Here is a 26,572-nt window from a genome sequence, read left to right as displayed (position 1 = left end):
TTGACTGAGTCACTTGGCGACGTGGCCCGAGCTTGGGCGCAGAGTCAAACGGTCGCGGGCTTGTGCATCATCTGATGGAAGGCGCGAGAGGCGGCGTGCGCGCTCATCGGCGTCGCCTTCCAGCCGCCGTCGGCAGGCATTCCGCCCGAAAGTTTGCGCACCTCGACCAAGAGGGAGGCGAAGACAGCCTTATCCACGCCCACGGCGATGCAGGCCAGGTAAAGCGGCTCGGCGGTCGGCGCGCGGATGGCGTGATGCACCTGAGCCTCGCTGAAGCCACCCAGGGCCGCCAGGGTTTGTTCGAACAGTTCGAAACGCTGTTCCCGCAGCGCGCGGACGAGCAGACCGGGGCGCAGTTGACCGGCGGATTGAAGTTTTTCCACCAGTCGTCGTTCCGCGTCGATGCGTGCGCGATCCTCGGTCATCCGGGCGGACATGGCGCGCCACTCCGGGCTGCCGACAGCCTTCGCCGCCGCGTTCTGAACCGCCGCATTCAACTGGGCGTCGTCGATGCGGAAGCGTTCGCCGATCGACTGACGCAGAGCCTGGCCGACCCATTGATAAAGCTGCTGAGCCAGTTGTTCGTTCAGCCTGGGGTGACGCGTCAACGGCGCCCTCAGGCCCGCGATGCGGCGCGAATGATCGACCAGCTTGCGCATGGCCTCTTCGCCAATGTCGGCCGTGCGGTTGGACGCCAGCGCCGTCATGGTGACGGGCTCGGCGCGATCGACAATCGTGTCCACGACCGGCCGCGCCAGCTGCGGGCGCCGGGCGACGGCGATCTGATGCTCCAGCGTCGCCTCGATCAGCAGGCGTATGAGGTCGGCGTTTTGAAGAAGCGGGCTGGAGGTGATGACCGGGCGGGCGATCTCGATCTCATCCAGCGCCAGCACGTTGACCAGGGCAGGCGGGGCCCAGTCGACGCCCGCGATCCGTTCGGACAGGGCCAGACGGATATCCCGCTCGGCCTGGGCTGTCAGAGCAAGGAAGATGTCGCTGAGCAGCGGCGCGACCTTGGGTGGTGGCGGATTGGATTCACACAGCGAGGTGACCTTCAGCAGCAAGCGCTCACGGTCGTCGGCCGAACGGCTGCTGGCCAGCGCCAGAAGCTCAGACACAGTCCGGTCGTCCCAGGCGTCGCGGGGCGGCTCCAGTTGAACGACAGACAAGGCGGCTCCCCGAACCGGCGACGATGCTTAACCATATGCTTGCGTGATGAAGACCGGGTTAAGCAAGGCCGCCGTGGGGGTGACGTGACGTCAACGGCGGCCTTGTCGGCTTGACGACGCGACCGCGCGGGGTGACGGTTTGCAAAAGCCCATCCAGAGGCAGGAGGAAATCATGGCGGACGGAACCAGTCCTTCGATCAAGTCGCGCGTGTCCGAGGCCGAATGGCAGGTCCGTGTCGAGCTGGCGGCCCTCTATCGGCTCGTCGCCTTGAACGGTTGGGACGACATGATCTTCACCCATATCTCGGCGCGCGTGCCCGGGCCGGAGCATCATTTTCTGATCAATCCCTACGGCTTCTACTTCGACGAGATCACGGCCTCGTCGTTGGTGAAGGTCGATCTGGAGGGGAACATCGTCCAGGACACGCCCTATTTCATCAATCCGGCGGGTTTCACCATCCACTCGGCCGTCCACGCCGCGCGCGAAGACGCCAAGTTCGTCATCCATCTGCATACAGTGAACGGCGTGGGCGTCGCCGCTCAGGCCGAAGGTTTGCTCCCCGTCAGTCAGAACGCGTGTTTACTACAGCATCAGGTTGCTTATCATGGGTATGAGGGGTTGGCCCTGAACCACGACGAGCGCGAACGTCTGGTCGCCGACCTGGGGGACAAACCGCTGATGCTGCTGCGAAACCACGGCACGCTGGCGGTCGGGGAAACGGCGGCTCAGGCATGGATCGGCATCTTCTTCCTGGAGAGGGCCTGCGCGCAGCAGGTTGCGGCGCTGTCTGGCGGACGCGAGCACATCTTGTTGGCGCCGGACGAGGCGCAGGCCGAGACCAAGGAGCAGGGGCGCGGCATCGGCTTCATCTCCTCGCTGGCCTGGCCGGGCGCTCTGCGACAGCTGGATCGGAAGTCGCCGGGCTACGACGCCTAATTCCCTTCGTCGCGGGGGTGCTGGTCCTCGCGGCTCTGACGCCGACCCAAGCCCTCGCCGGCGCCTGGACCCAGCCAAAGGGCAAGGGCCAGGCCATTGTCAAATACGAGCGGCTGAGCGCCGACACCGGTTTCGACGCTGCTGGCGAGGAACGTGATCTGCCTGGCAGGCGGCGTGACGCGACATTGGGCGTGTTCGCCGAATACGGCGTGGCGGATCGGCTGACGCTTCAGCTGAAGTCGGAGTGGCAGGACGGCGAGGACGCCTTCGTCGATTACAGCGGGCGCGGCCCCATCGAGATCGGCGCAACTTGGCAGGTCTGGCGCGACGACCGGAACGCCGTCAGCATTTACAGCGGCTATACACAGGCCGGGGAGGGGCGCAACGCCGGCTATGCCGAGCCGGGCGTCGGCGATCATGATTGGGAGGCGCGAGTTTCGGTCGGCCGCTCCCTTGGCGACATGGGCGAGCGCTGGGGAATGAACGGCGCCTTCGTCGAGGTTCAGGCGGCGCGCCGACTGCGCGACGGCTTGCCGGACGAGACCCGCATCGACGCGACGGCGGGCGCCCGGATCGGCGATGACTGGATGGTGCTGGGTCAGGCGTTCGGCGGCGCGGCGGACGGCGGCGCGCGTTGGTTGTCGCTGGAAGCCTCGGTCGTGCGCGATTTCGGCGCTTGGAACGTGCAGGCCGGATGGAGGCAAACCGTCGCAGGGCGCGAGATTCCCATTAGTCGGGGGCCGGTTCTCGCGATCTGGAGACGATTTTAGAGAAGATTTCCGCGACGGAAAATGTCACCCGGCACGTTACTGATACGTAACATTGCGCGCACTTCATTACCCGGTAATGCATGCGGCGTCCCCCTGACCGAGAGACCCCCGCGTGATCAAACGTCACTTCTTCCTCGTTGCCGCCGCCGTCCTGCTTGCCCTGATGGTCGTCGCCGCTATCGTCAAAGTCTCCGCCGGAGATGAAAAGAAGGCGGCAGGGCCGGGGGGCGGTCGCGGACGGGGGGCGCAGCAGGTGTCCGAAGCCGTCGTGGCGCAGCGACCCTTCTCGGATCAGATTCGCGTTTTGGGCGTGGCGCGCGGCGAGCGGTCGGTGAACGTCACCTCTTCGACCACCGAACTGATCACCCGCGTCCTGTTCGCGGACGGCCAGTACGTCTCGGCCGGCGCGCCTCTGGTGGAGCTTCAGGCGCGCGAAGAAGACGCGGCCATTATCGAGGCTCGCGCCAACGTCAATCAGGCCCAGCGGGAATACGATCGCTACAAGGCCCTGGCCGACCGGGGCGTCGCGCCCCAGGTCATGCTGGAACAGGCCGAGACCGGGTTGGAAACCGCGCGGGCGTCGTTGCAGGCGGCCCAGGCGCGTCGGGGCGACCGAGTGATCCGGGCGCCCTTCTCCGGCCGTGTCGGTCTGACGACGGTGACACCCGGCACGCTGATCAACCCGGGCGCGGTGATCACGACGCTGGACGACACCTCGACGATCCGCGTCGATTTCCCCCTCCCTGAGCGCTATCTGAACCTTCTGCGTCCCGGCGCCCAGCTGACCGCGACGGCAGACGCCTATGGCGACGAGCCGTTCACGGGGCGGATCGCGCTGATCGACACGCGCGTCAACGAAACGACCCGCGCCGCGACGGCGCGCGCGGAGTTCCCCAACCCCGGCGGTCGCATCCGTCCCGGCATGCTGATGCGTGTGGCGGTGCAGCAGGGCCAGCGTCAGAGCGCCGCCGTGCCTGAGTCGGCCGTGCAATACGAAGGCGCCGGCGCCTTCGTCTATCGCATCGCGCCCGGCCAGAACGGCTCCACCGCGCAGCGGGTGGAGGTCGAAGCCGGTGCCGTCGAGAACGGCTTCGTCGAAATCCTTTCCGGCATCGAGGTCGGTGACCGCATCGTCGGATCGGGCCTGAACCGTATTCAGCCGGGCGCCCCGGTCAGCGTGGGCGGCCAGGGTCGCAAGTCGGGCGCCGCCAAATGATGCTGTCCGACGTTTCGGTCCGGCGGCCCGTCTTCGCGGCCGTCGCGGCCATCGTGCTGTGCGTGATCGGCGCGGCGGCCTTCTTCTTTCTGCCCGTGCGTGAACTGCCGGACGTCGATCCGCCGATCGTCTCGGTCAACACCACCTACGCCGGCGCATCGGCCGAGGTGATCGAGAGCCGCATCACCGAGCCGGTGGAGCAGCAGATCGCCGGCATCCAGGGTGTCGAACGCATCAACTCGACCAGCCGCGACGGACGCTCCAACGTAAACATCGAGTTCTCGCTGGACCGCAATATCGACGACGCCGCCAACGACGTGCGCGACCGCGTCAGCCGCGTGGTTGGGCGTTTGCCCGATCAGGCAGATCCACCCGAGGTGGCCAAGGCCGATTCCGACAGCCAGCCGATCATCATCGTCTTCCTGCGCTCGACCAGCATGAACCGGCTTCAGCTGACCGATTACGCCGACCGCTATCTGATCGACCGGATGGCGACGGTGCCCGGCGTGGCCCAGGTCAACATCTATGGCGAGCAGCGCTACTCAATGCGCATCTGGCTGGATTCCGCCGCCATGGCGGCGCGGGGCCTGACGGTCAACGACGTCGAGACGGCCCTGACGAGCCAGAACGTCGAGCTTCCCGCCGGCTCGCTGGAGTCGACGGACAAGAATTACACCGTCCGCGTGGCGCGTACCTACGCCCTGCCGGAAGACTTCCGCCAACTGCCCATCGGGACGCGAGGCTCAGCCTCGGCCTCAGCGACTGTCGCCACGGGGACAGGCAGCGGCTCTTCAGCCATCATCCAGGGGCAGCCGACTTATGTGACGCGCCTTGGCGACATCGCACGCGTGGAGGAAGCGCCGGAAGAAGACCGGCGTCTGTTCCGCGGCAACGGCATGGATCAGATCGGCCTGGCCGTGACACGTCAGGCGCAGTCGAACGACCTCGCCATCTCGGACGGCGTCCACAAGATGATCGAGGAAATCCGGCCGACCCTGCCGCCGGGCGTGACCATCGAGGTCGGATCCGACAACTCGGTCTTCACCTCGCACGCGATTGACGAAGTCTGGATTACCATCGGCATCTCCATGGCGCTGGTGGCTCTAGTCAATTTCATCTTCCTTGGCAGTCTGCGGGCCGCGCTGATTCCGTCCATCGTGGCGCCGATCTGTCTGCTGGCGACCTTCATCGTCCTGGCCCCGCTGGGCTTTTCGCTGAACCTTCTGACCCTGCTGGCCCTGGTGCTGGCCATCGGCCTGGTGGTCGATGACGCCATCGTGGTGGTTGAGAACATCCAACGTCGGCTGGATCTGGGAGAGCCGCCTCTGGTCGCCGCCGAACGCGGCGCGCGCCAGGTCTTCTTCGCGGTCGTGGCCACCACCATCGTCCTCTTGTCCGTGTTTGCGCCGCTGCTGTTCCTGCCGGGCTATGTCGGACGTCTGTTCGTCGAACTGGCCGCAGCGATCGCGGCGGCCGTGGCCTTCTCCGCCTTTCTGGCCCTCAGCCTGTCGCCGATGCTGGCCTCCAAGATCCTGCGACCCGCCCATGGTGGCGGCTGGGTGGCGCGCAAGGTCGACTGGGGCATGGATCGGCTGAAGTCGTCCTATGGCAGATCGCTGGACATGCTGTTGGGCCGTCGCATCGCGGTGATCGGCGTCGGCGCCCTGATCCTGCTGGTCGCAGCGGGGGCGGGCGGCATCTTCCTGACCCTGCCCAACGAACTGGTACCGGATGAGGATCGCGGCCGGGTCACGGTGCGCGTTGCCGGGCCCGAAGGCGCGGGCTTCGACTACACCCGCAAGATCATGCTGGGGCTGGAACCTCTGCTGGCCGAATACAAGACCAGCGGCGAGGCCGACAGCTATCTGGTGTCCGCGCCTGGCTTCGGCGGCAGCGGTTTCAACTCCGGCAACGCGGTCCTCACGCTTGCCGACTGGTCCAAGCGCGACCGTTCGGCGGCCGAGATCGCTCAGGAACTGAACGGCAAGCTGCGCGGCCAGACGGGCGCCCAGGTCAACGCTTCGACGCCCGGCGCCTTCCAGCGCGGCGGCGGCAACTCCAACTCCATCGAGCTCATCGCGACCGGCAGCGACTATCAGCAGATCTACGCCTGGCTCCAGCCTATGCTGGCTGCGGCCCAGGCCAATCCCGGCTTCTCGCGTCCACGCCTGAACTATGAGCCGAACTCACCGCGTCTGCTGGTCGATGTCGATCCGCAGAAAGCCGCCGCGCTGGGCGTTTCATCCCAGTCGATCGGTCGCACGCTGGAGACCATGTTTGGCTCTCGCCGCGCCACGACCTACATCAAGGGTGGTCAAGAATATGATGTCATCCTGCAGACCGAGCGCGACAATCGTCGCGAGGTCGCCGACCTAGAAGCCCTGTATGTCGCGACCGGGGGCGGCCAACTGGTGCCGCTGTCGTCCGTGGTCACGACCAAGACCAGCGGCGACACGCCGGACCGTCGCCGCCTGGATCGTCAGCGCGCGATCTCCCTCCAGGCAGACCTTAACCCCGGCACCACGATCGACGACGCGATTCAGTTCCTGAACGCCGAGGCGGCGAAGCAGCCGCAAGGGGCCGTCGTCACTCAGTGGGGCGGGGCGGCGCGCGATCAGCAGGAAGCGGGCGGGGCGGTGTTCGCGGCCTTCGGTCTGGCGCTGTTGCTGGTCTTCCTGGTTCTGGCGGCCCAGTTCGAAAGCTGGATCACTCCGGCGGTCATCATGCTGACGGTGCCGCTGGCGGCGGCGGGCGGTCTGTTCGGCCTGCTGATGGCGGGCTCCAGCCTGAACATCTACAGCCAGATCGGCCTGATCATCCTGATCGGCGTGGCGGCCAAGAACGGCATTCTGATCGTGGAGTTCGCCAATCAGCTGCGCGACCAGGGGCGCTCGATCCGTGAGGCGATCATCGAGTCGTCGTCCTTGCGTCTGCGTCCGATCATCATGACCTCGATCGCAACCGCCTTTGGCGCCCTGCCGCTGGTGCTGTGGCAAGGCGCAGGCGCCGGCAGCCGTCAGACGATCGGCGTGGTGATCTTCACCGGCGCCATCTTCGCCACCGTCCTGACCTTGTTCGTGGTGCCGGTGATCTATGGCGTCCTGGCGCGCTTCACCAAGTCGCCGGAATGGACCGCCCGCAAGATCGAGGAGTGGGAAGCCCAGGAACTGCGCGAAGGCGGCCCCAAGGAACTGCCCGAGGCCTGACGGATCAGGAGGCGGGCGCAGGCTCCGGCTTGTAGCCCGTCTCCACCTTCAGGAAGGCGATGACGTCGCGGCGATCCGTAGCGTCGGGCAGACCAGGGAAGGTCATCTTGTTGCCGGGCAGGAAGGTGCGCGGGTTTTCCAGCCAGTGGTCCAGCTTCTCGGCGTCCCAGGTGAAGTTCGCCGTGCGCATGGCGTTGGAATAGTTATAGCGCGGACGATCTCCCGCCTTGCGGCCGAACACGCCGTACAGGTTTGGCCCCGCCATGTCTGGACCGCCTTCGCCGATGGTGTGGCAGGCGCGACAGCGCGCAAACGCCCGACGCCCGTTCTCGAGATCGCCCGCATTGTAGGGGGCGGGCAGGGAGGCCAACAGGGTCGCCTTTTCCGCATCCGTCAGCACGTGAACTGGCGCGGCAGGCGTGGTTGCGGACGACCCGCCCTGACCACAGGCGGCCAGGGTCAAAAGCGGGGCCAGAAGAAGGGGGGCGACGAGGGCGTGGCGTGTCATGGCGGCTTCCTGTTTGCCTTTTTGATACCGCAACGCATCGGCGTGGCAATTGGTCAAGCTGTCCTGCTGGACGGAGCCCCCTCGCACCTGATAATCACTGTCAAAGAAACGCGGAGCCGCTGGGGAGCGGCCTCGCCCGTGCGAGCGTAGACTTTGACCGACACCATAAAGCTGAGCCAGGCCCGACGCGGCGATCGGGGCGTCATCGTCCAGGTGGGCGCCCATTGTCATCACCAAGGCGAGACCGTGGAGTTGGAGCGCCGCCTGCTGGAGTTGGGCTTCGTCGAGGGCGCACAGATCGAACTGCTGCACGAAGGGCTGTTCGGGCGCGACCCCATCGCCATGAAGGTGGACGACATGCGCGTGGCTCTGCGTCGGCATGAGGCCGAGAGCCTTACAATCAAGCTGGACGTCGCCTGATGGACGTCGCTCTGAAGACCGCCCGCGTCGCCTTGGTCGGCAATCCCAACAGCGGCAAGACGGCCCTCTTCAACGCCCTGACCGGCGCCCACCAGAAGGTGGCCAACTACGCCGGGGTCACGGTGGAGCGGAAGGAGGGGCTGATCCGCGCCACGTCCGGCCGCACGATGTCGGTGCTGGACCTGCCGGGCACCTATTCCCTGCGCGCCCGCAGCCCGGACGAGGAAGTCACGCGCGACGCCGTTCTGGGGCGTCTGGCGGGTGAGACGCCGCCGGACGTGGTGGTTTGCGTCGCCGACGCCACCAATCTGCGCCTGGTGTTGCGCCTGATCCTGGAGCTGAAGGCCGTCGGGCGTCCGATGGTTCTGGCGTTGAACATGTATGACATCGCCCAGCGCCAAGGCCTGCGCATCGATTTGGAGCGACTGCGCGCCGAACTGGGCGTGCCGATCATCACCACCGTGGCCACGCGCAAGCGCGGGATCGACGATCTGGTCGCCGCGATTGAGGACCAGGCCGCCGTCGCCGCCGTGACCGAAAGCCAATGGCGCAGTCCGGACGCCGCCGAGTTACGAACCGCCGCCCGCGAGGCCGAGCGGATCATGAAGGCCTGCGTCCGCCCGCCTGAGCGGCCCGATACCCTGACCGGCAGGATCGATTCGGTGCTGCTGCATCCAGTCGGCGGACTGTTGATCCTGTTCGCCCTGCTGTTCGTGATGTTCCAAGCCGTGTTCAGCTGGGCCGCGCCAGTGATGGACGGCATCGAGGCCGGCATCGCCTGGTTGGGCGGCTTGGTCGCCAATGTCCTTCCCGATGGCCTGCTGCAAAGCCTGGTCGTGGACGGGGTCATTTCCGGTGTGGGCAGCGTGCTGGTGTTCCTGCCGCAGATTTTAATCCTGTTCCTGTTCATCATCGCGCTGGAAGATTTCGGCTATATGGCCCGCGCGGCCTTCCTGATGGACAAGATCATGGGCGGGGCGGGGCTTCACGGCCGGGCCTTCATCCCGCTGCTATCCAGTTTCGCCTGCGCCATTCCCGGCGTCATGGCGGCGCGGGTGATCGATTCCCGGCGTGACCGCCTGACCACCATCCTGGTCGCGCCGCTGATGACCTGCTCGGCGCGCATCCCGGTTTATACGCTGATCATCGCCGCCTTCATTCCCAATGAGACGGTCTGGGGCTTCGCGAACCTGCAGGGCCTTGTGATGTTCGGCCTCTACGCCGCTGGCATCGTCAGCGCCCTGATCGTGTCCCTGCTGATCCGCAAGGTGTTCTGGCGCGGCGCGGTCGAGCCCTTCATGATGGAGCTACCGGCCTACAAGACGCCGGACCTGCGCAGCGTCGGCTTCAACCTGTGGCTCCGGGCCAAGATCTTCCTGACCCGCGCGGGCCGCATCATCCTGCCGGCCGTGATCATCCTTTGGGTGCTGGCGACCTTCCCCTATCCGCCCGAAAACGCGACCCTGCCGGCCATCGACTATTCCTTCGCCGGCATGTTGGGCCGGGCGCTGGAGCCGATCTTCGCCCCCATCGGCTTCAACTGGCAGATGGTCATCGCCCTGATCCCCGGCATGGCGGCCCGTGAGGTCGCGGTGGCGGCGCTGGGCACGACCTACGCCATCGCAGACGCCGAAAATGCGACGGGGCTTCTGGCCTCGACCCTGGCGTCGCATTGGTCGCTGGCGACCGCCCTGTCCTTCTTGGCCTGGTACATCTTCGCGCCCCAGTGCGTGGCGACGCTGGGCGTGGTGCGGCGCGAGACCAACTCGCTGAAATGGACCTGGATCATGATCGGCTACATGTTCGGTCTGGCCTATCTGGCGTCCTTCGCGACCTATCATGTGGCGGTGGCGCTCGGAGGCGGCTAAGCCAGAAGGGTTCGCCGCCTTCGAGACGCCCTGATGAATCCTGTACTCGCCGCCGCCGTCATGGGCGGGCTGGGCGTGATCGTCGGCAGTTTCATCGCCGCCGTCAGCGTTCGCCTGCCGCGCGACGAGGACATCGTCGTCGTCCGCTCGCGATGCCGGGGCTGCGATCAGACACTACGCCCTTGGGAGCTTGTGCCGGTCTTCAGCTGGCTTGGCTTGCGCGGGCGGTGTGCGCGATGCCGCACGCGGATTTCGCCGCGTTATCCGCTGATCGAGTTAGCTTCGGCCGGCGTCGGCATCTGGGCCGGGGTGTGGGGCGCGACAGGCGCCGCCTCAGTATTCATAATCGCCGCCACGGCCGTTCTGGGTTGGCAGTTGTTGCTGATCGCCATCATCGACGGCGAACACTTCTGGCTGCCGGACAGTCTGACCCTGCCCTTGATCTCTACAGGCGTCACGGTCGCGCTGATTCTGGACTGGGGCCTCGGCTTTTCCCATCTGATTGGCTCGGCGGTCGGTTTTGGCGGACTTTGGCTGGTCGGTTGGCTGTACCAGCTCGTCCGCAAGCGCCAGGGACTGGGGGGAGGCGACCCCTTCCTGTTCGCAGGGGCAGGGGCCTGGGTCGGCTGGATGGGCCTGCCCAGCGTGCTGCTGTGGGCCTGCGCGGTAGGGCTCAGCCTAGTTTTCGGCATTCTGGTGGTCCGGCGCAGCGTCAGTGGATCGGAGAAGCTGCCGTTCGGCGTTTTCCTGGCCGTCGGCATCTGGCTGACCTGGCTGTATGGGCCGCTGGGCGTCTAACGCCCCGTCGTCAGTTTGACAATGATGATGGCCGCCGTATCCAGAATGGCCTCTGGCGTATCGGCCCGCCGCAACAGATCGAAACTGGCCGCCGTCGATTCGGCGATGGAGGCGATCTGATAGGAGGCCAGCCGCGGATTATAGTCCTTTGGATGCAGGCCGCTGGCGTGGGCCTGGGCCACGCGGCGTTCGATGGACAGGTGTAGTCGGCGCAAACGGCGCACCCGGCTTTCGACGAAGGCTGCGTCGCCATTGTCCGCCAGCATGTGTTCGACACGCAGCACCTGACCGTGGCTGCGCCAGATCGCCATCACGTCCAGAATGAAGGCGCGCGCGATGACGAAGGCCTTGTCGCCTGGCCAGTCGGCCTGGAAATGCGCCGCCAGCCCCTGAAAATCCGCAGCGGCGACCTCGCACAACGCCAGAACAGGTTCTTCGACCGCCTTGAAATAGGTGTAGAAGTTGGAAGGCGATACACCGGCGGCCGAGGCCAGATCGGCGACGCGGATTTCACCGTAATGCCGCTCGTTCAACAGGCGTTGGGTCGCGTCGAGGATCGCTTGGCGGGTTCTACCGCCTCGCGCACCGATCTTGTGGCCCAGCTTGTTGGTTGTGTCGGCCATGTCCCCGATGGTCGAAAAGCGTGGTGCCGGCTGCAGGAATCGAACCCGCGACATCCAGTTTACAAAACTGGCGCTCTACCAACTGAGCTAAGCCGGCCCGCATTTGCGGTCTCGCTCTTATGTCTAGGCTGTGGCTGCGACGCAAGACGATGCTGCGCCGCAAACGGACAAATCCCGCCGACACGAGGAACTGTCTAATGTCGGCAGAATGACAAATCACCCGCCTAGGTGAGCAGGTAGTTTCTGAGGTTGGCGACACGCTCAATGGTAGTTTGAGGCATGGATAACCCGTGGTTGAGGCAGGCGGAGAGGATCGTGCGTCATCTGTGTCTAAGAGGACACGATCGGCAAGATTGTTGCGTGCGGGTTGGTGCGGGGTGCGATTCCACCTCACGACGTTAGGGCTGCCAGTTTGGTGCAAGCTTGGCGACGTATCCATGACGGTGTTGCAACGTGCTGCGGAATTTCTGCCGGTCACTGAACGCCGCGTCATTCCCTTCACCACGCAACGGAGGTGGAAATTTTCGCCGGCGTGGCTGGCAGGGGGAATGACGTGACGACGAGACCGATGAGCACTTCAATGCTGGCGCTGATGCTCTGTGCATCTGCTGGCGGGGCCTGGGCCCAATCGGCGCCGCAGCCGACAGAAGCAGAGCGCGCCCGCGCCGCTCAGCCAGCCGGTGAGACTTCGGTCGTGGAATCGGTTGAGGTGACAGGCAGCCGTCTTGCAACGGGTGACCCGACGTCGCGGGTCATTGTCATTTCGAAGGAAGAAATCCAGGCGCGCGGCGTGACCAGCGTCGAGCAACTGATCCGGACCCTGCCGCAGAACGTCAACACCATCGGCGCCGTCACCAATGAACGCGCGCGGGGGCCGCTGTCCAATCGCGGCAAGGTCGGTGTCTCGCAGATCGGCTCGCTGGGCGTGTCGGCCGCCAATCTCGGCGGCCTGGGCGCCGGCAACACTCTGATCCTTGTCAACGGCCGGCGCGTCGCCGGAGCCGCAGGGATCGAGGACGGTTTTGCTAACCTCAACGGCATCCCCCTCAGCGCGGTCGAGCGTGTCGAAATCTCGATTGGCGGCGCGTCCGCCATCTATGGCGCCGACGCCATCGGCGGCGTCATCAACTTCATTCTGCGCAAGGATTTCGTCGGTTCGACCCTGACGGTTCAGCACGAAGAGTCCAGCAATGACGCCGACAACAGCCGCATAAGCCTGTTTTCCGGCTATTCTTGGGGCTCCGGCAACATCTCGGGGACGATCGACTACAGCCAGCGTAAGCCGGTCAACAACTACAAGAGCGGCTATGTCACGCAAAACTACGCCAGCTACTATGGCGGCGACACGTCGTTTGATCTGCGGTCGTTCAGTCGCGGGCTACAACCTGGCGTCATCGACCGCGGCTATTATTCTTTCGATCCGCCCGATTACAACGCGCGTTACGTCGCGCAGGGCCTGACCGTCAGGCCGGGCCTGGTTGGTCGTCCCGGTTTGAACGACTTCATTACAGTCGGGGCTGAGGCCTTGCCGGACGTGGTGCCGGAGTTGGCCGGTCCGGAGTCTGACACGATCAGCGGCACGATCAACTTCGAGCAAAAACTGACGAGCAGGCTGACTGCTTTCGGCAACGCACTGTATTCGCGCAGCAAGAACGAGCAGGACATCCTGTATTCAGAAGGATTGCGCGTTCAGCTGGCCCCTGGCCAGGCTTACAATCCCTTCCCGGCCTATTATTTCGATCGGTTCACGCCGGGGCCGCTGGTGGCCTACAACCCCAAGTCGGAGGTTGAGGCCGGCGAGCTGCCGACAGGGCGGATTTCCAATACGGCGACACAGTGGAACCTGAATCTGGGCCTGCGTTACCAGATCAACACCGACACCAAGGCGGAGCTTTTCTACACCACATCCAAATCAGAGACGTCAGGTCAGAGCCCGCTGTTAGGCTCTACTGTTGAACTCGTCAGAGACGCGGCCGCCCCAAATGGCGTGAGGTGCTATAACTTCCAGCTTGCGCAGAACCAACTCAACGGTACGGACCGGGAGATGCTCCAGGCGGTCTTCGACCGGCAATGCCTCGCCTTGACGAGCAGCGACCCCACGCTCGCCTTCAATCCCTGGAAGTCGTCCGCCGACGGCGGCGGGTCCAGTGTCGCCGACTTCTACTATATTCCTGTCACCGAGCAGCGGTCGACGCGCACCGAGAACTGGGAAGCGCGGCTGACGGGCGCCCTGTGGACGCTGCCCGCTGGGAAGATCCGTTACGCGGCGGGCGCCGAGATGTCCGTGGACGATACGGACAGTAAGGAAGTCCGTGTCCGCACCATCAATCCGGTCACGAGCGACCGCCACGCCTACTTCGGCGAACTGACCGTTCCGATCTTTGGCGAGGGTTTCAACTATCCGGGCGCGCGATCCCTGTTGTTGAGCCTAGCTGCCCGACGCGACAGCTATAAGACCTCGGGACCGGTCGGCACGGTCAACAATGTGCCCTATTCCCAAGGCGGAGAACTGCTCTACGAGTCCAACACCTTCGCCAACACCACCCCGGCCATCGGTCTGCGCTGGGAACCGTTCCAGGGCCTGGCGCTCCGCGCTCGGTGGACTGAGGGTTTCAAGGCGCCGCCGTACACGCAACTCTTCAACCCGACTGGCACTCAGCGTTACACCACGACGATCTCTGACGATCCGCTTTACACCTGCACGACGGACTGTGTGCGGCCAAGAACCTATGTCGTCCCGATGGTCGTGGCCCCGAACCCCGACCTGGAGCCGCAGGTGTCCACGCAATACACCCTGGGCTTCAACTGGCGTCCCGAGGGTATGCTGAAGGGCTTGACCCTGGATGTCGCCTATAACTCGACCAAGATCGACAGCGAATACGCCAACCCCAACGACCTGCAGACCTTCCTGACCCGGCGTGAGATTCTTCAGCTTTCTCAGTTCTATCCGCGCGACGCCAGCGGCAAGATCATCGAGGCGAGGAACTACACCTTCAACATTATCGGCTCGGAATATGAGTCGATCGCCTATGAGCTGAGCTACCTTTGGCCGACGCGTTGGGGCACGTTCGAGCCGAAGATCAATGTGTTGGACAATATCAAGTCGGAACGCCAGGCCTTCGCCGATCGCGAACCCGTCTCGAACCTGGGCTTCCTCCAGGGGCCTGACGACTACAAGGTGGTGGGCTCGGTCGGCTGGTATTATCACGACATGAGCGCATCGCTTTGGGCCTACTACACGCCGAAGTACACGAACGACTACGAGGTCTTCCGGGCCGCCGGCAACGTAACCGACGAGCGGAAGTTTGTGCCGGTCGATGACATGCTCATCCTCGACCTGACGGCCGCCTGGCGGGTCACGAACGACATCCGCATCAGTTTCGCGGGTCGAAACATACTGGATCAGGCGCCGCCATTCGTGGTGGTTCAGGGGCGGCCTTACGATACGGGACGCTACAATGCCGCAGGTCGGACCTTGTCTCTGGAGCTCCAGTATTCATTCTGACAAAAGCAGGGCGCGCGCCAGCGCGCCCTGCCTCTGGGCCGACGGCCTGCCTGTTCGTTAGAAGGCGAAATGCTTCATATCCGGCCAATACGGATTGGAGCGTCAGAAGGGAGGTCGGAGGTGCGTCTGTTGCTGGTGGAGGACGACGTCGACGTTGCGGAAACGCTTGTCGTCTACCTGGAAAGACAGGGCTTCGTCGTCGATGTCGCGCCCTCTCTCGCGATCGCAAGGACTGCCATCGACGCGAATGACTTCGACCTTGTGCTGCTGGATCGAGGATTGCCGGATGGCGACGGGGTTTCCCTGATCGCCTATTCGGCTCATCGCAATCGCCGTCAGCGCTATATCATTCTCACGGCCATGGCCACGCCGGATCATCGTGTCGAAGGCCTTGAGTCCGGCGCCGACGACTACATCGCCAAACCGTTCGAGCCGCGTGAACTTCTGGCGCGAATTCGCATCGCCCTGCGTCGTTCGCTTGAGGCGCGTCGTGAGACTCGTCAGTTCGGACCATTGATGCACGATCTGGAAAGCGGGGTTTTCTTCATCGACGAGGCGCCGTTGACCCTGCGCCGAACAGAGGCGCTGGTGCTGGAAGCGTTGATGGCCCGGCCCGGCGCGGTGATCCAGCGTGAGACGTTGGAGGCGCGGGTCTATGGCTACGACAAGGTCGTCAACGCCAACTCGCTCGAGTCGCAGATTTCAAGGCTGAGGACCAATCTGGCGCGACGAACCGACAAGGTGCGCATCCAGGCGGTGCGCGGCCTCGGCTATTGTCTGGCGACCGAAGGCTGACGCCGCTTCGGCTTTCGAAAGGCCTGCCAGACTGGTGCAAGCCTTCTATGCCATACTCTGTTTGACTGGATCTAAGTGTGCGGATTTTCAATGGTTTCGACTGACGACGTAGAGCTGGCCCGCCAGAGCGCGGCCGCGTTCAAGGAAACCTTCATCAAGATTCGCGCCGAGGTCGGTCGGATGATCGTGGGTCAGGCCGATGTCGTCGATGGCGTTCTGACGGCCTTGATGGCGGGCGGCCACGTCCTGCTGGAAGGCGTGCCGGGACTGGGCAAGACCATGCTGGTCTCGTCGATCAGCCGGGCCATCGACCTTCCGTTCTCGCGCATCCAGTTCACGCCCGACATGATGCCCGCGGACATCGTCGGCACCACAGTCCTGACGGAAACCGAAGGCGGCGGTCATGAACTGACGTTCCAGCAGGGACCGATCGTCTCCAACCTGGTTCTGGCTGACGAGATCAACCGCGCCACGCCCAAGACCCAATCCGCCCTGCTGGAAGTTATGCAGGAACGCCAGGTCACGGTCGGTCGTCGCACGATCAAGATGCCTGAGCCTTTCTGCGTTATGGCGACCCAGAACCCGGTGGATCAGGAAGGCACCTATCCGCTGCCTGAAGCCCAGCTCGATCGCTTCCTGTTCAAGCTGGTGGTCGGATATCCATCCGAAGCCGACTATCACGCCATCATCGACCGCACGACAAGCGGCCATGACGTGGTTCTAAACGCGGTCACCAATGCGGAGACGCTGCAGCAGATGCGCGCGGTCGTCCGTCAGGTTCCGGTCACCGAGGCCGCCAAGGCCTACGCCATCCGTCTGGTCATGGGCACGCAGCCCGGCAGCGACTATGCGCCCGACGGCATCAACCGCAGCGTGGCCCTGGGCGCGTCGCCGCGCGGCGTACAGAGCCTGATGCTGGCCGCCAAGGTCCAGGCCCTCTTGGATGATCGGTTCTCCGTCTCCACCAACGACGTCGCCGCTGTCGTCATGCCGGTGCTGCGTCACCGGCTGGTGCTGAACTTCCACGCCCAGGCCAACAACCTTTCGGCCGACGACCTCCTGGGAGAGGTCCTGGCGCAGGTGAAGCGCCCCTACGCGACGGACTAGTCCCCAATCTGGGTCGTCAAAGAGGGTGCTTAAGGGCGCCGCGGGATCCTGCTTGGTCCGCGGCGCTTTTTTTTAGCCTCAGGCCCGCCGGTCAGCGGACCTTGTGGCCATAGATGTCCCAGACCTCGACGGGGCCGTAGTTCAGGGCGCGAACAGACGCTTCGATCTTGGGGAGATCGCCCACCACCACCCAGGTCAGGCGCGCCGGATCGTAGGTCTGACGGGCGACGGTATGGACCTGGTCGAGTGTGACCGCCGCCAGACGGGCGCCTGAAGACGCTGCCCGATCATAGGGCTGGCCATACGCCGCCGCGCTGGTGATGGCCGCAAGGAAGGCGCTGTTGCCCGAAAAGGCCGAGGGGAGGGCGAGCGTTCGCGCGGTGCGATCCCGTTCCAGCTCTTCGGCGGTCGCCGGTCTGTCGGTGACATAGGCGGCGATCTCCTTGCGAATCTCCGCCATCGCGTCGGCCGTCCGGTCGGCCTCGACCGTGCCTGAGGCGGTGAAGGTCCGCGGGCCAGTGGGCGTGTCGGCCACGCCGCCAGTAAAGCCGTAAGTCCAGCCCTTCTCCTCGCGAAGATTCATATTCAGCCGGCTGTTGAAAGCGGCGCCCAGGATGGAGTCCGCCAGGGAAGCCGCCGCGGCCTGATCGGCGACGAACGGCGTGGTCAGCTCGCCGACTGTCAGGCTCGTCTGGGCCGCGCCGGGGGCATCCACCAGGATGATGCGGCCAGGAACGCCGGTCGCCGCGCCTCGCTCGTTCAGAGGTGTCGGGGTGATGCGTCGCCAGTCGCCGAAATAAGACTGCGCCAGCGTCTTGGCCTGCTCGAGGGTGATGTCGCCGACGAGATAGAGTGTGGCGTTGTTGGGGCCGAGCTCGCGATCGTGGAAGGCCTGTATATCGTCGCGCGAAACGGCCTTGGCGTCTTCGCGCGTGCCGATCCGACCGAGAGGGTGGTCTTTGCCCCAGATCGCTCGCGAATAGATTGGGCCGGCCGACTGCAGCGGATTGCGCTCGTAGGCGTCGAACTGGGGCGCGACCTGATCCAGCGCCTTGTCGATCTCGGTCTGAGGATAGGTGGGATGTCGCACCACGTCGGAAACAAATCTGAAGCCGTCGTCGAGCCGCGCGGCGAGCATGGTCCAACTCACGGCGCTCTGCCGGCTGTCAGCGCCGGCGGAGATGTTGACGCCAGCCTTGGTCGCCTCACGCTGAAGCTGTTCGGCGGTGTAACCGCGCGAGCCGCTGGTCAACATGGCCAGCGCGCGGCTGGCCGTGCCACGTCCATAAGCGTCTTCGGCAAGCGCGCCGGTCGAGAACTGCAGGCTGGCGCTTACGACGGGTAGATTGGGGCGGGTGGCCACAACGATCTTGAGCCCGTTGGCGAGCGTCGCCTCGTCCACGGCGGGGAACGCGATCTTCGTGTCCGCCGGACCCGGGTCGGGCATGCGCGTTGGGTCGGCCACGTTGGACGGCGCGGCGACAGGAACCGGCGTCGGAAGCTGAATCAGCTCGTAATAGGGGCGCGAGAGTACGCTCTGCGTCAGCCGCGCCAATGCGTGCGGATCGACCTCGCCGATCCACTCACGCTGCTTGAGGAAATAGACAGGGTCGTCGTGCGTCACGGCGCCCTTGGCGAGCCAGCTGCCAATCGCCGCGCTGCTTTCCATCGTTTTTAGGAGCGAGATGTCGGTGGCTGTCACGACCTGCTCCAGACGATCCGGGTCGGGTCCAGCGGCGAAGAAGGCCGCCAGTTCGCGATCGATGGCGTCGCCGGCAGCCTGCGGCGTCACGCCAGGCTTCAGGGCGACGGACAGGGTGAAGGCGCTGGCCAGTTGACCTTCGCCGACGGATGCGGACACACCGTCGGCGATTTTCAGCTTGTCGACCAGAGCGTCGTAGAGCGGCGTGCCTCGCCCCGCCGCCATCGCACGGGCTGCGAGTTGCAAGAGCGTGTTTTCGCGCGGCGACGCATTGCTGAGCGGCCAGGTCCGCGAAATGACGGCCGCCGGAATATTCTCATAGACAATATCGCGCCGGATGTCGGGCATCGACGGAGTCCAGCGATCCGGTCGGCTGATCGGCTCGCCCTGGCGAACGCCGCCGAAATAGAAGGCGACCTTCTCGCGCGCGGTCGCGGCGTCGATGTCGCCCGCAAGGACCAGCACGGCATTGGAGGTGCCGTAGTTTGCGTCGAACCAGGCCTTGACGTCGCCAAGGGTGGCGGCGTCCAGATCCTCCATCGAGCCGATGGTGGTGTGGGCGTATGGGTGTCCGGCAGGGTAGTAGCTCTTGAGGAACTGCACCTCTGCCGCCCGACCCGGTCCGAGTTCGCTTTGGCGCTTCTCGTTCTTGACCACGGCCCTCTGTTCGTCGAGCAGGGCTTGAGTGATCCCGTCTGCGAGGTGGCCCATGCGGTCCGCCTCCATCCACAACGCTCGGTCGAGCGCGTTGGTGGGCACCGTCTGGATATAGTTTGTGTAATCGGTTGTGGTGCTGCCGTTCAGGCCCGTGGCTCCAACGGCTTCCAGCGGCGTGAAATATTCGGTGGGACGATTGACCGTCGGCTGGAACATCAAATGTTCGAACAGATGGGCGAAGCCGGTCTTTCCGACGGGCTCGTCCTTGGAGCCGATCCGGTACCAGACGCCGACAAAAACCGTGGGCGCGGTGTGATCGGTGTAGACCAGGGTCGTCAGGCCGTTCGGGAGGGTGAAGGTCTCGTAGGGGATGCGGACCTGGCCCAGTTCGGGGCGCGCCTGGGCCAGCGCCACGCTCGAGGCGCCGCAGGACAAAAGGACGGCCAGCACGACGCCGGCGATGGGTTTTCCGAAGGTCTTCAAGGTCGATCCTCACACGCCGAAGTCGCGTGGCCGCCATCAAACATACGAAGCTTGCGCCAGCCTGACGTCCGAGAGCCTCGCCCTTGGAACGCAAGGAAAAATGGCCCTCGCTAGCGCACAGGCTGTAAGGTTGGTGCAAGCTGCCGGTCCTATGTGACAGTTCTGATGAGTTTGCGCGGGTCGAAATGGAACGGATGATCCAGGGCGTCGATGATGGGTTGCGTCGTCGCCTCGATCGTCTCGAGACGCGCGGCCGCAACGTCCTGTCGACCATGGGTCGACGTCAGGTTTTCGGAACGGCACTGGCCTGGGCCGCGCCCGCTTCGCTTCTCGGCCCTGCGGCGCTCGTATTGAGTGCTCCGTTTGTCGCGCCAAGCTTGATCGCAACGGCCATCGCCGTCGTCGTTCCTCCTGTGGTGGCGATAGGCCTGGCCTATGCTCAAGCGCATCAGTCGACTGCGCGGTCCCGCACTGCGGCCTTGGCGCTTCTCGATCAGCGTCTGAGGTTGAACGACCGTCTGCAGACGTCCGACGAGTTTGAACGGCTGGATCGCCGGACCGCCTTTCATGATGCTGCCCTGCTGGAGGCGGCGCCGTGGGTGGCTCGGGCGCAGGACAGTCCGCTGGCCGATGAAGCAGGCGCGCTGAGGCTTGGCCGCTCACGCCTCTGGCTTTGGCCGGTCGCGGGCCTCCTGTGCCTCGGCGCCGCCTTCGTCATGCCTCAGTTCGCAACGGGCGCCGCCGGCGGAGCGTCGAACCCGGCGAGAAGCGACCTGACGCCAAGATCGGCCGTCGCCGTGTCCGACGATCCCTCGGTCGATCCACCGTTGATGGCTGGAGCGGCTCCCTTTGCAGAAACAGGTCGTGACGCGGGCGCTGCCGTTCGGAGCGGTGAGGACAAGCCCGGGGCTGGATTGATCGCCGCGTTTCAGCGCCTGATCGCCCGCCTGTCGCCGTCGGGGGGCCCCGCCGCGCCGGCGCAAAGCGCCGCCGCGCGTCCGGCGGCGCCGTCCCAGTCCGCCGCCAGCGGCGAAGGCGCGGGCCGCGGCGGTCAGGGCGGAGCGGGAACCAGCGCGTCCCGCACCGGCGCGGCTCAGGGTTCTGACGGCGAGCAACCCCGCGATGAGGCGCAAGAGGCGCAAGGCATGGCCGGCGCCCAGATCGAAGCTGACGCGTCGAACTCCCGGACGTCGGGCGGACAGTCCGCCGGCGCCCGCCAGAACGCGCCGTCGGCCAGCCGGCCTCAGCCGCCTCAGGAGGGTTCCGGGTCATCGCAGAGCGGCGAGGGGCAACAGCCCGGCCGCAGCCGGCGTGGCGATCAGGGCCAGTCCAGCCGAGAGCAGGGCGGCGGGCAGGGCGAGAATGGCAGTCAGAGCGGAGCTGAGACTGGTCCCAAAAAGGGTCGGGGCGTGTCCAGCCTGATGCTGGCCACCCCGATGCAGGATCAACTCAGCGGGATGATGAGTCCCGGCCGCGTCAGCACCACCACACGTGATGGCGTGCCCCAGCCCCTGCCGGCGCGTGGCGCATCGGCCCAGGATCGTGGGAGCGCTCGGGGCGAGGCGCGACGGACAGCGCCGCTGGCCGCCAGCGCCCAAGACCTGCGTGTCACGCGCGACTACTTCAATGCGCGCAACGCGGGCGGCCGCTGATGCTCTTTCGCCGTCGCGCGGCCGTCGCCGCGCCAGCCGCAGTCGCTGGCCTCGCCGATCCCCTGACCTTCGAGGCGCTGTTCGATCCAGCCTTTCTGGCGGCGCTTCGTCCGTTTTCGCTGCGGATATCTCGCGCCCAGAAGGGTGGGCGGCTGGCCGAGCAAAGGACCAACGCGCGTGGACAGGGCGCGGAGTTCGCCGACTTCAAACCCTATGTGGCGGGCGACGACCTGCGCGCCATCGACTGGAACGTCTATCGCCGCCTGGGACGCCTGTTCGTGCGGGTGTTCGAAGAAAGCCAGGACATGCCGGTCTATTTCCTGGTGGATCGGTCGCGGAGCCTGTTCGTGGAACAGCCTCCGCGCATTCATGCGGCCCAGGCGGCGACCCTGGCCCTTGCGGCTGTGGCCTTGGACCAGCACGATTCTGTCGGCCTCTTCCCCTTCTCTGACAAGCTGGAAATCGAGTTTCGAGCGGTCTCTGGAAAGGGCAACCTCGCGCGCGTGGCGCATAGCCTGGCGGGATATTCGGCGCTGCAAGGCACAGGCCTGGCGGCGGCCCTCTCTCACCTGGCCGGCCTTCGCTTGCGCCAGGGGTTGGTGATCGTGGTGTCTGACTTTTTCGATGAAGCGGGCGTCGAGGCCGTGGTGCGCGGGCTGGAGCAACTGCCGCATCGGCTTTTGCTGGTGCAGATCGTCAAAGCTCATGACGCCGATCCTGAGCGTCACCCGGACCTGAACGGCGACATCCTGCTTGAGGACGGCGAACACGCCCAGCCGACCTCGGTTACGGTCACGCCCGATCTGATGGCCCGCTACAAGGCCGCCTACCGCCACTTCAGCAACGCCCTGTCGGACTTCGCCCGGACACGGGGGGCGGGTCTCGTTCAGATCGACGCTGACCGGCCGGTACGCGACCAACTGTCGGCCCTGTTCGGCCAAGGCGGGATCAAGCTGTGAGCTTCTTGTCCCTCCCGATGTGGGCGGTCATCGCCGGCGCCATCGGCCTCGCCGCCCTGCTGTTCGCGTTGCAGATTCTGAAGGCGCGACAGAAGCTAGTACGGATCGCCGCCGCCGGCCTGTGGGCGCAGGCCGCCAGAGTCACGCCCTTGCGAGTGTTTCGGCAGCGGTTCCAGCGCTGGCTGGCCTATCTGCTGATCCTGACGATCGCCCTGTTGCTCTGGATCGCCGGCGCACGGCCCGAGATGACGCCCGGTCGAGACGCAGCGGATCACATCTTCTACCTCGATGCCTCGGCCGTGCTGATGGGACGTGACGACCTGGCGCAGGCGCGTCGCGCCCTGATCGCCGATGCCCGTAACACCGATCCCGCGCGCCGCGCCGTCTATCTCGACGGCGCGGTCGCCACGCCGCTGCTGCAACCCGGCGAAAACCTCGCCCTGCTCAGCCAACGACTAGACGGCGTGAAGGCCCGGCCCGCGCCCTCCGGCTTTGCCCATGCTGTAGCCGGCAGGGAGCTGGACGGCGCGATGTCGTCCGGTCGGCCGTCCGTCGTGCATTATTATGGCGCCTGGTCGGGGGCGCGGACAGTCGCGCCATCTGCCGATCGGCGTCTGGTCTATGGCTATCTGGCCGCGCCGACACCGGACAATCGCGGCGTGGTCGCACTCGGCGCATCGCCCGCCGCCTCGGGCGACGCCGGACGTGCGGATATCCTGGTTGAGGCGATCGGCCCAGATGGTCGTCCCTTGCCGGCGGACGCCCTGCGTTTCAGCCGCGATGGGCGCGATGTCGGGGTCGATACCCTAGTTCGTCCCGACGGACGGCTGATCGTTCGGGACGTGGTCGCGGACGGCGCTCTGTTCACGGTCCGGCTGGCGCGCTCAGACGCCTTCCCAGCGGACGACAAGGCCAGCTTGCGCCTTCCGGACAGGGGCTCTGTAAACGTCGCCTTGTCGCCGGGCGCCCCCGCCGCCGTCGTGCGCGCCGTGAGGCTCAATCCCGCCTTTTCGGTCACAGCGCCGCAGGACGCCCAGGTCGTGGTGCGGCGCGCAGGCGAGCGCTTCGGCGAGAACCGCCCAGCCTTGGTCGTCACCCAATCTGGCGATCAGCCCGCTTTCGTCTTCACCTATGGCGTCGGCGAGCCTGAGCCGGACCTGTCCGGCGCGCTGGACGCCCTTGGGGTGTCCAATGTCGAGACCCAGGCGCTGGCCCGCACGACACGGCGCGATGTCTCGGCTGAAACGCGGCCGGGCCAGCAGCGGAGCGTGGCGGTCTGGTCGGCCCTGTTCGACGACGGCGGCGGATTTCCGGCGGCGTCCAGCTTCCCCGTCTTCGTGTCGCGCACCCTGTCCTGGCTGGTGGATGCCGGCCCCTGGGTTCCCTATGCCCAGGCCGGAACAGATCTGACCGATCAGTCAGATCTCTATGGCCTGTCTTCCGATCGCCGGATCGCCGAACGAGCCCTGAACGGCGACCTGTATTTGAGCCAGGCGGGCGAGACCCGGATCGGCGACCTGCGCTTGGCCGTCTCTTTGACGGATCGCGAGATCACGATGGACGCCGCCCGCGCCGCGCCTTCCGATGTCGTCGTGACGCCGGTGCGCGGCCCGGCTGTCGATCTTCTTTTCATCCTGCTCGTCGTGATCGCCGGCCTGCTGTTGTTGCTCGAGTGGCGGCTGCATCAGCGCGGCGCGATGGCCTGAGGACCCCGTCGTGAACCTGACCTTTCTTCATCCTGAGGCGGGCTGGCTCCTGCTGCTGATCCCCGGATTCGTCTGGTGGGCGCGCAAGGCTTCCAGGGTGCGCGTTGCCCTTCGTACGACCGTCTTTGTGGCGCTCGTCGCGGCCCTGGCTCAACCCAGCCTGATTGTACGCCGGGGCGGTCCGACCTCGGTGATCATCGTGGATCAGGGCGCTGCGCTTTCGCCTGCGTCTCGCGCCCTTGCCGCCTCGGCCGCCCAATCGGTGGTGGCGCAGGCGGAACGCAACGGCCCCGTTGTTGTCATCCAACGGGGCGGCGCGCCTCTCGCCCTGAAGGCGGTGCGGCACGTCACCTTGCCGGAAAGCGGCCAGACCGGCGGCCTGCCTCACGCCCTCAATCTCGCGCTTGCCGCCTTTCCCCTCGGCTCAGAGGGTCGGGTCACGATGATCGGTTCCGGCCTAGGCGCCGATCGCGGCTGGGGGCGTTCCGTCGATGCCCTGCTGGCGCGCGGCGTGGTCGTGGACAGCGTTCCAATCACCGTGGGACGCCGCGACGCCTTCATATCCGACGTCGCCATTCCTGCAGGCCGCGCCGGCGAGCGCGTGTCGGCGCGGGTGCGGCTGGACGGCGTCGGGCAGGATTTGTCGATCTCGGTCTTCAGCGGCGATCAGCGGGTCGGCGGGGCTGGACCGATCGACCTCGACGGCCCTGCCAGCGTGGCTCTGGCCGTCCCTCTCGATCAACCAGGCTTTATGCCGCTACGTATCGAGCTGACGCGCGGCGGCGCTGTCGCCAGCCAGTTCGAGACGGCGGCCGCCGTGCAGGATCCGCTTCCCATCCTGTATGTCGACGGAGGCCAGGCCGGTGGCGCGGCGGCGCTTCAGAGACTTGCGGGTCCGGGTCTTCGCATCGACAGCCGGGCGCCGGCGGCCTTGGGCGGCATCGATCTGTCGGCCTATCGCGCGGTCATGTTGGACGACGTGCCCGCGTCGGCGCTGCCGGTTCCTTCGCAGCAACGGTTGATCGAGGCGGTCCGCTCTCGCGGTCTCGGCCTGATGGTGTCCGGTGGGGACAGCGCCTTCGCTGCGGGCGGTTACGCCGGCACGCCGCTCGCTGCCGCCTTGCCCGTGACCATCCGCCAAGACGAGCAGACCGAGGATCCCAGCGTCGCCGTCGCCGTCGTGATCGACACGTCAGGCTCGATGTTGGGAACGCCGCTCGACCTGGGCAAACAGGTCGCCCGGCTGGCGGTGCGCAAACTCACGCCGGCTGACAGCGTCGGTGTAGTCGAGTTCTACGGCGGTCGCCAATGGGTCGCGCCGATGCAGCCCGCCCGGGACATTCCCGAAGTTGAGCGCGCCATAGGCCGCGTCCAGGCCCAGGGCGGAAGCGAACATCTGTTCGGCGCCCTGCAGGAAGCCTATTACGGACTTCAGAACACCCAGGCTCGCTACCGCCATATCCTGGTGATCTCGGACGCCGGGGTGAACGCCGACCGCTATCCCCAACTGATCCGACACATCGCCGAGGACCAGGTCACTGTGTCGACCGTTCTGGTCGGCGGCAGCGTCGAGGGCGAAGCCCGGATGGCGCAGTGGGCGCGGCTGGGGCGGGGTCGGTTCTATGTCGTTGGGGACGAGTTCAACCTTGTCGAGATCAACTTCAAACAGCCGCAGCAGAAGCCTCAGCCGGGCGTCAAGCGCGGAGGTTTCGCCCTGGCCGCATCCGCCCCATCTTTCGGTTGGGGTGAGTTGGCGGCAGCACCGCCCAGGCAGTTGGACGGCTACACCCAGGCGGGCGTAAAGCCGTTGGCGCAGACCCTGATCCGCACGACGACCGGCGAGCCGGTTCTGGCGTCCTGGCAATGGGGCGCCGGGCGTGTGACGGCGCTGATGACCGAGCCGGTCGGGCAGGGAACCGCCCGTTGGCGCAACTGGTCCGGCTACGGCGACTGGATGCAAGGCCTGATCGCCCGCACGGCCGACCCGCGTCCCGACTGGGATGTCCGTCTCGGCCGCGTCGGCGACCGGGTCAAGATCGTGGCGCAGCGTGTCCGCAGCGCCGACACGACAGCCCCCCAGATTCGTTTGCGCAACGCAGCGGGAGAAGCTGGTCCCGCGCTTTCGACGGTCGAACGGGCGCCGGGTCTGTTTACAGCAGAAGGCCCTGCGCCGATGGACTCTGCGGTGCTCGCCGAGGTTCGCGACGGACGCGGCGTGGCCCGAGCGGCGCTGCCGGCCGTTTCCGGCGGTCAGTCCGAGCGCCCGGTCTCCGAGGCCGACGGCCTGCCACTGGATCAACTGGCGCGTCTGACGGGCGGGACGGTGATCCAAGATCCGTCTCGCGTCAGCGCCGTCGCCCTCTTGCCGGGACGTCCGCCCGCCTCGGCGCTGGACCTTTGGGGCTGGCTCTGTTGGTTGGCTTTGGCCCTCTATGTCGCCGACATCGTCTATCGTCGCTGGCCGCCTCGGCGGATCGCCGTTTGAGATCGA

18 protein-coding genes and 1 tRNA gene are annotated in these 26,572 nt (G+C 65.8%); 14 read left to right on the top strand and 5 right to left on the bottom strand.

The features are described 5' to 3' along the window. Positions 1-44: 44 nt before the first annotated feature. Entirely contained in the window at positions 45-1,169 is a 1,125-nt protein-coding gene (locus JX001_RS12440) for a DUF2336 domain-containing protein (RefSeq protein ID WP_241004636.1), read from the bottom strand. 172 nt (positions 1,170-1,341) lie between these two features. Between JX001_RS12440 and JX001_RS12435 the strand changes: the two genes are divergently transcribed. From JX001_RS12435 to JX001_RS12420, 4 genes are all read left to right on the top strand, one after another. Continuing rightward, positions 1,342-2,106, top strand: a complete 765-nt coding sequence (locus tag JX001_RS12435; RefSeq protein ID WP_055754843.1) for a class II aldolase/adducin family protein — start codon at positions 1,342-1,344, stop codon at positions 2,104-2,106. 17 nt (positions 2,107-2,123) lie between these two features. After that, positions 2,124-2,876: a hypothetical protein gene (locus JX001_RS12430; RefSeq protein WP_350354476.1), complete on the top strand. Its 753-nt coding sequence runs from the start codon at positions 2,124-2,126 to the stop codon at positions 2,874-2,876. 112 nt (positions 2,877-2,988) lie between these two features. Continuing rightward, positions 2,989-4,092 (top strand): efflux RND transporter periplasmic adaptor subunit, encoded by a 1,104-nt coding sequence (locus JX001_RS12425; protein WP_205681245.1) that lies wholly within the window; start codon positions 2,989-2,991, stop codon positions 4,090-4,092. Further along, positions 4,092-7,298, top strand: a complete 3,207-nt coding sequence (locus tag JX001_RS12420) for an efflux RND transporter permease subunit (protein ID WP_205683180.1) — start codon at positions 4,092-4,094, stop codon at positions 7,296-7,298. The genes JX001_RS12425 and JX001_RS12420 overlap by 1 nt, the downstream gene beginning before the upstream one ends. Positions 7,299-7,302: 4 nt before the next feature. Here the strand turns inward: JX001_RS12420 and JX001_RS12415 are convergent, their stop codons facing one another. Then, complete coding sequence (locus tag JX001_RS12415; protein WP_205681244.1) at positions 7,303-7,806, bottom strand: c-type cytochrome; 504 nt, start codon at positions 7,804-7,806, stop codon at positions 7,303-7,305. A gap of 153 nt (positions 7,807-7,959) precedes the next feature. Here JX001_RS12415 and JX001_RS12410 point away from each other — a divergent pair, with 153 nt between their 5' ends. Genes JX001_RS12410 through JX001_RS12400 form a run of 3 tightly spaced genes read left to right on the top strand, consistent with a single transcriptional unit; the run spans position 7,960 to position 10,892 of the window. Continuing rightward, entirely contained in the window at positions 7,960-8,226 is a 267-nt protein-coding gene (locus tag JX001_RS12410; RefSeq protein ID WP_205681243.1) for a FeoA family protein, read from the top strand. Then, on the top strand, positions 8,226-10,094 hold the full coding sequence (gene feoB / locus JX001_RS12405) for a ferrous iron transporter B (protein WP_205681242.1): 1,869 nt from the start codon (positions 8,226-8,228) through the stop codon (positions 10,092-10,094). The genes JX001_RS12410 and feoB overlap by 1 nt, the downstream gene beginning before the upstream one ends. Positions 10,095-10,127: 33 nt before the next feature. Then, positions 10,128-10,892: a prepilin peptidase gene (locus tag JX001_RS12400; protein WP_205681241.1), complete on the top strand. Its 765-nt coding sequence runs from the start codon at positions 10,128-10,130 to the stop codon at positions 10,890-10,892. Here the strand turns inward: JX001_RS12400 and JX001_RS12395 are convergent. Together JX001_RS12395 and JX001_RS12390 are read right to left on the bottom strand one after the other, a co-directional pair. Further along, a complete protein-coding gene (locus JX001_RS12395) occupies positions 10,889-11,515 on the bottom strand; it encodes a TetR/AcrR family transcriptional regulator (protein ID WP_205681240.1) in 627 nt (208 codons plus the stop codon). The genes JX001_RS12400 and JX001_RS12395 overlap by 4 nt on opposite strands. Positions 11,516-11,536: 21 nt before the next feature. Next, positions 11,537-11,612, bottom strand: a tRNA-Thr gene (locus tag JX001_RS12390). 471 nt (positions 11,613-12,083) lie between these two features. On the opposite strand from JX001_RS12390, the gene JX001_RS12385 reads away from it, so the two are divergent. From JX001_RS12385 to JX001_RS12375, 3 genes are all read left to right on the top strand, one after another. Next, the gene (locus JX001_RS12385; RefSeq protein WP_241004635.1) at positions 12,084-15,020 is read left to right on the top strand and encodes a TonB-dependent receptor domain-containing protein; all 2,937 of its coding nucleotides are present in this window, start codon (positions 12,084-12,086) and stop codon (positions 15,018-15,020) included. Between the two features lie 120 nt (positions 15,021-15,140). Further along, positions 15,141-15,815 (top strand): response regulator transcription factor, encoded by a 675-nt coding sequence (locus JX001_RS12380; RefSeq protein WP_205681239.1) that lies wholly within the window; start codon positions 15,141-15,143, stop codon positions 15,813-15,815. 90 nt (positions 15,816-15,905) lie between these two features. Next, positions 15,906-16,922 (top strand): AAA family ATPase, encoded by a 1,017-nt coding sequence (locus tag JX001_RS12375; RefSeq protein ID WP_205681238.1) that lies wholly within the window; start codon positions 15,906-15,908, stop codon positions 16,920-16,922. Between the two features lie 91 nt (positions 16,923-17,013). On the opposite strand, the gene JX001_RS12370 is transcribed toward JX001_RS12375, so the two are convergent. Beyond that, on the bottom strand, positions 17,014-19,764 hold the full coding sequence (locus JX001_RS12370; RefSeq protein WP_205681237.1) for a M16 family metallopeptidase: 2,751 nt from the start codon (positions 19,762-19,764) through the stop codon (positions 17,014-17,016). Between the two features lie 185 nt (positions 19,765-19,949). Between JX001_RS12370 and JX001_RS12365 the strand changes: the two genes are divergently transcribed. From JX001_RS12365 to JX001_RS12350, 4 genes are read left to right on the top strand one after another with little or no spacing between them, the layout of a single operon-like run. Continuing rightward, positions 19,950-21,416 (top strand): hypothetical protein, encoded by a 1,467-nt coding sequence (locus tag JX001_RS12365; RefSeq protein WP_205681236.1) that lies wholly within the window; start codon positions 19,950-19,952, stop codon positions 21,414-21,416. After that, complete coding sequence (locus JX001_RS12360) at positions 21,416-22,375, top strand: DUF58 domain-containing protein (RefSeq protein WP_205681235.1); 960 nt, start codon at positions 21,416-21,418, stop codon at positions 22,373-22,375. The genes JX001_RS12365 and JX001_RS12360 overlap by 1 nt, the downstream gene beginning before the upstream one ends. Next, on the top strand, positions 22,372-24,081 hold the full coding sequence (locus JX001_RS12355; RefSeq protein ID WP_205681234.1) for a hypothetical protein: 1,710 nt from the start codon (positions 22,372-22,374) through the stop codon (positions 24,079-24,081). Before JX001_RS12360 ends, JX001_RS12355 begins: the two co-directional genes overlap by 4 nt. A gap of 10 nt (positions 24,082-24,091) precedes the next feature. Then, positions 24,092-26,566, top strand: a complete 2,475-nt coding sequence (locus tag JX001_RS12350; protein WP_205681233.1) for a VWA domain-containing protein — start codon at positions 24,092-24,094, stop codon at positions 26,564-26,566. The last annotated feature ends 6 nt before the right edge of the window (positions 26,567-26,572 follow it).

This window comes from Brevundimonas fontaquae (genome assembly GCF_017086445.1).
Taxonomy (GTDB): domain Bacteria; phylum Pseudomonadota; class Alphaproteobacteria; order Caulobacterales; family Caulobacteraceae; genus Brevundimonas; species Brevundimonas fontaquae.
This window is presented reverse-complemented; position numbering and strand designations above follow the sequence as displayed.

Excerpts from the sequence above, each read along its gene's own strand:
- JX001_RS12435 (WP_055754843.1), top strand. The coding sequence starts at position 1,342 with ATGGCGGACGGAACCAGTCCTTCGATCAAGTCGCGCGTGTCCGAGGCC.
- JX001_RS12420 (WP_205683180.1), top strand. The coding sequence starts at position 4,092 with ATGCTGTCCGACGTTTCGGTCCGGCGGCCCGTCTTCGCGGCCGTCGCG.
- JX001_RS12415 (WP_205681244.1), bottom strand. The coding sequence starts at position 7,806 with ATGACACGCCACGCCCTCGTCGCCCCCCTTCTTCTGGCCCCGCTTTTG.
- feoB (WP_205681242.1), top strand. The coding sequence starts at position 8,226 with ATGGACGTCGCTCTGAAGACCGCCCGCGTCGCCTTGGTCGGCAATCCC.
- JX001_RS12400 (WP_205681241.1), top strand. The coding sequence starts at position 10,128 with ATGAATCCTGTACTCGCCGCCGCCGTCATGGGCGGGCTGGGCGTGATC.
- JX001_RS12395 (WP_205681240.1), bottom strand. The coding sequence starts at position 11,515 with ATGGCCGACACAACCAACAAGCTGGGCCACAAGATCGGTGCGCGAGGC.
- JX001_RS12385 (WP_241004635.1), top strand. The coding sequence starts at position 12,084 with ATGAGCACTTCAATGCTGGCGCTGATGCTCTGTGCATCTGCTGGCGGG.
- JX001_RS12375 (WP_205681238.1), top strand. The coding sequence starts at position 15,906 with ATGGTTTCGACTGACGACGTAGAGCTGGCCCGCCAGAGCGCGGCCGCG.
- JX001_RS12365 (WP_205681236.1), top strand. The coding sequence starts at position 19,950 with ATGGAACGGATGATCCAGGGCGTCGATGATGGGTTGCGTCGTCGCCTC.
- JX001_RS12360 (WP_205681235.1), top strand. The coding sequence starts at position 21,416 with ATGCTCTTTCGCCGTCGCGCGGCCGTCGCCGCGCCAGCCGCAGTCGCT.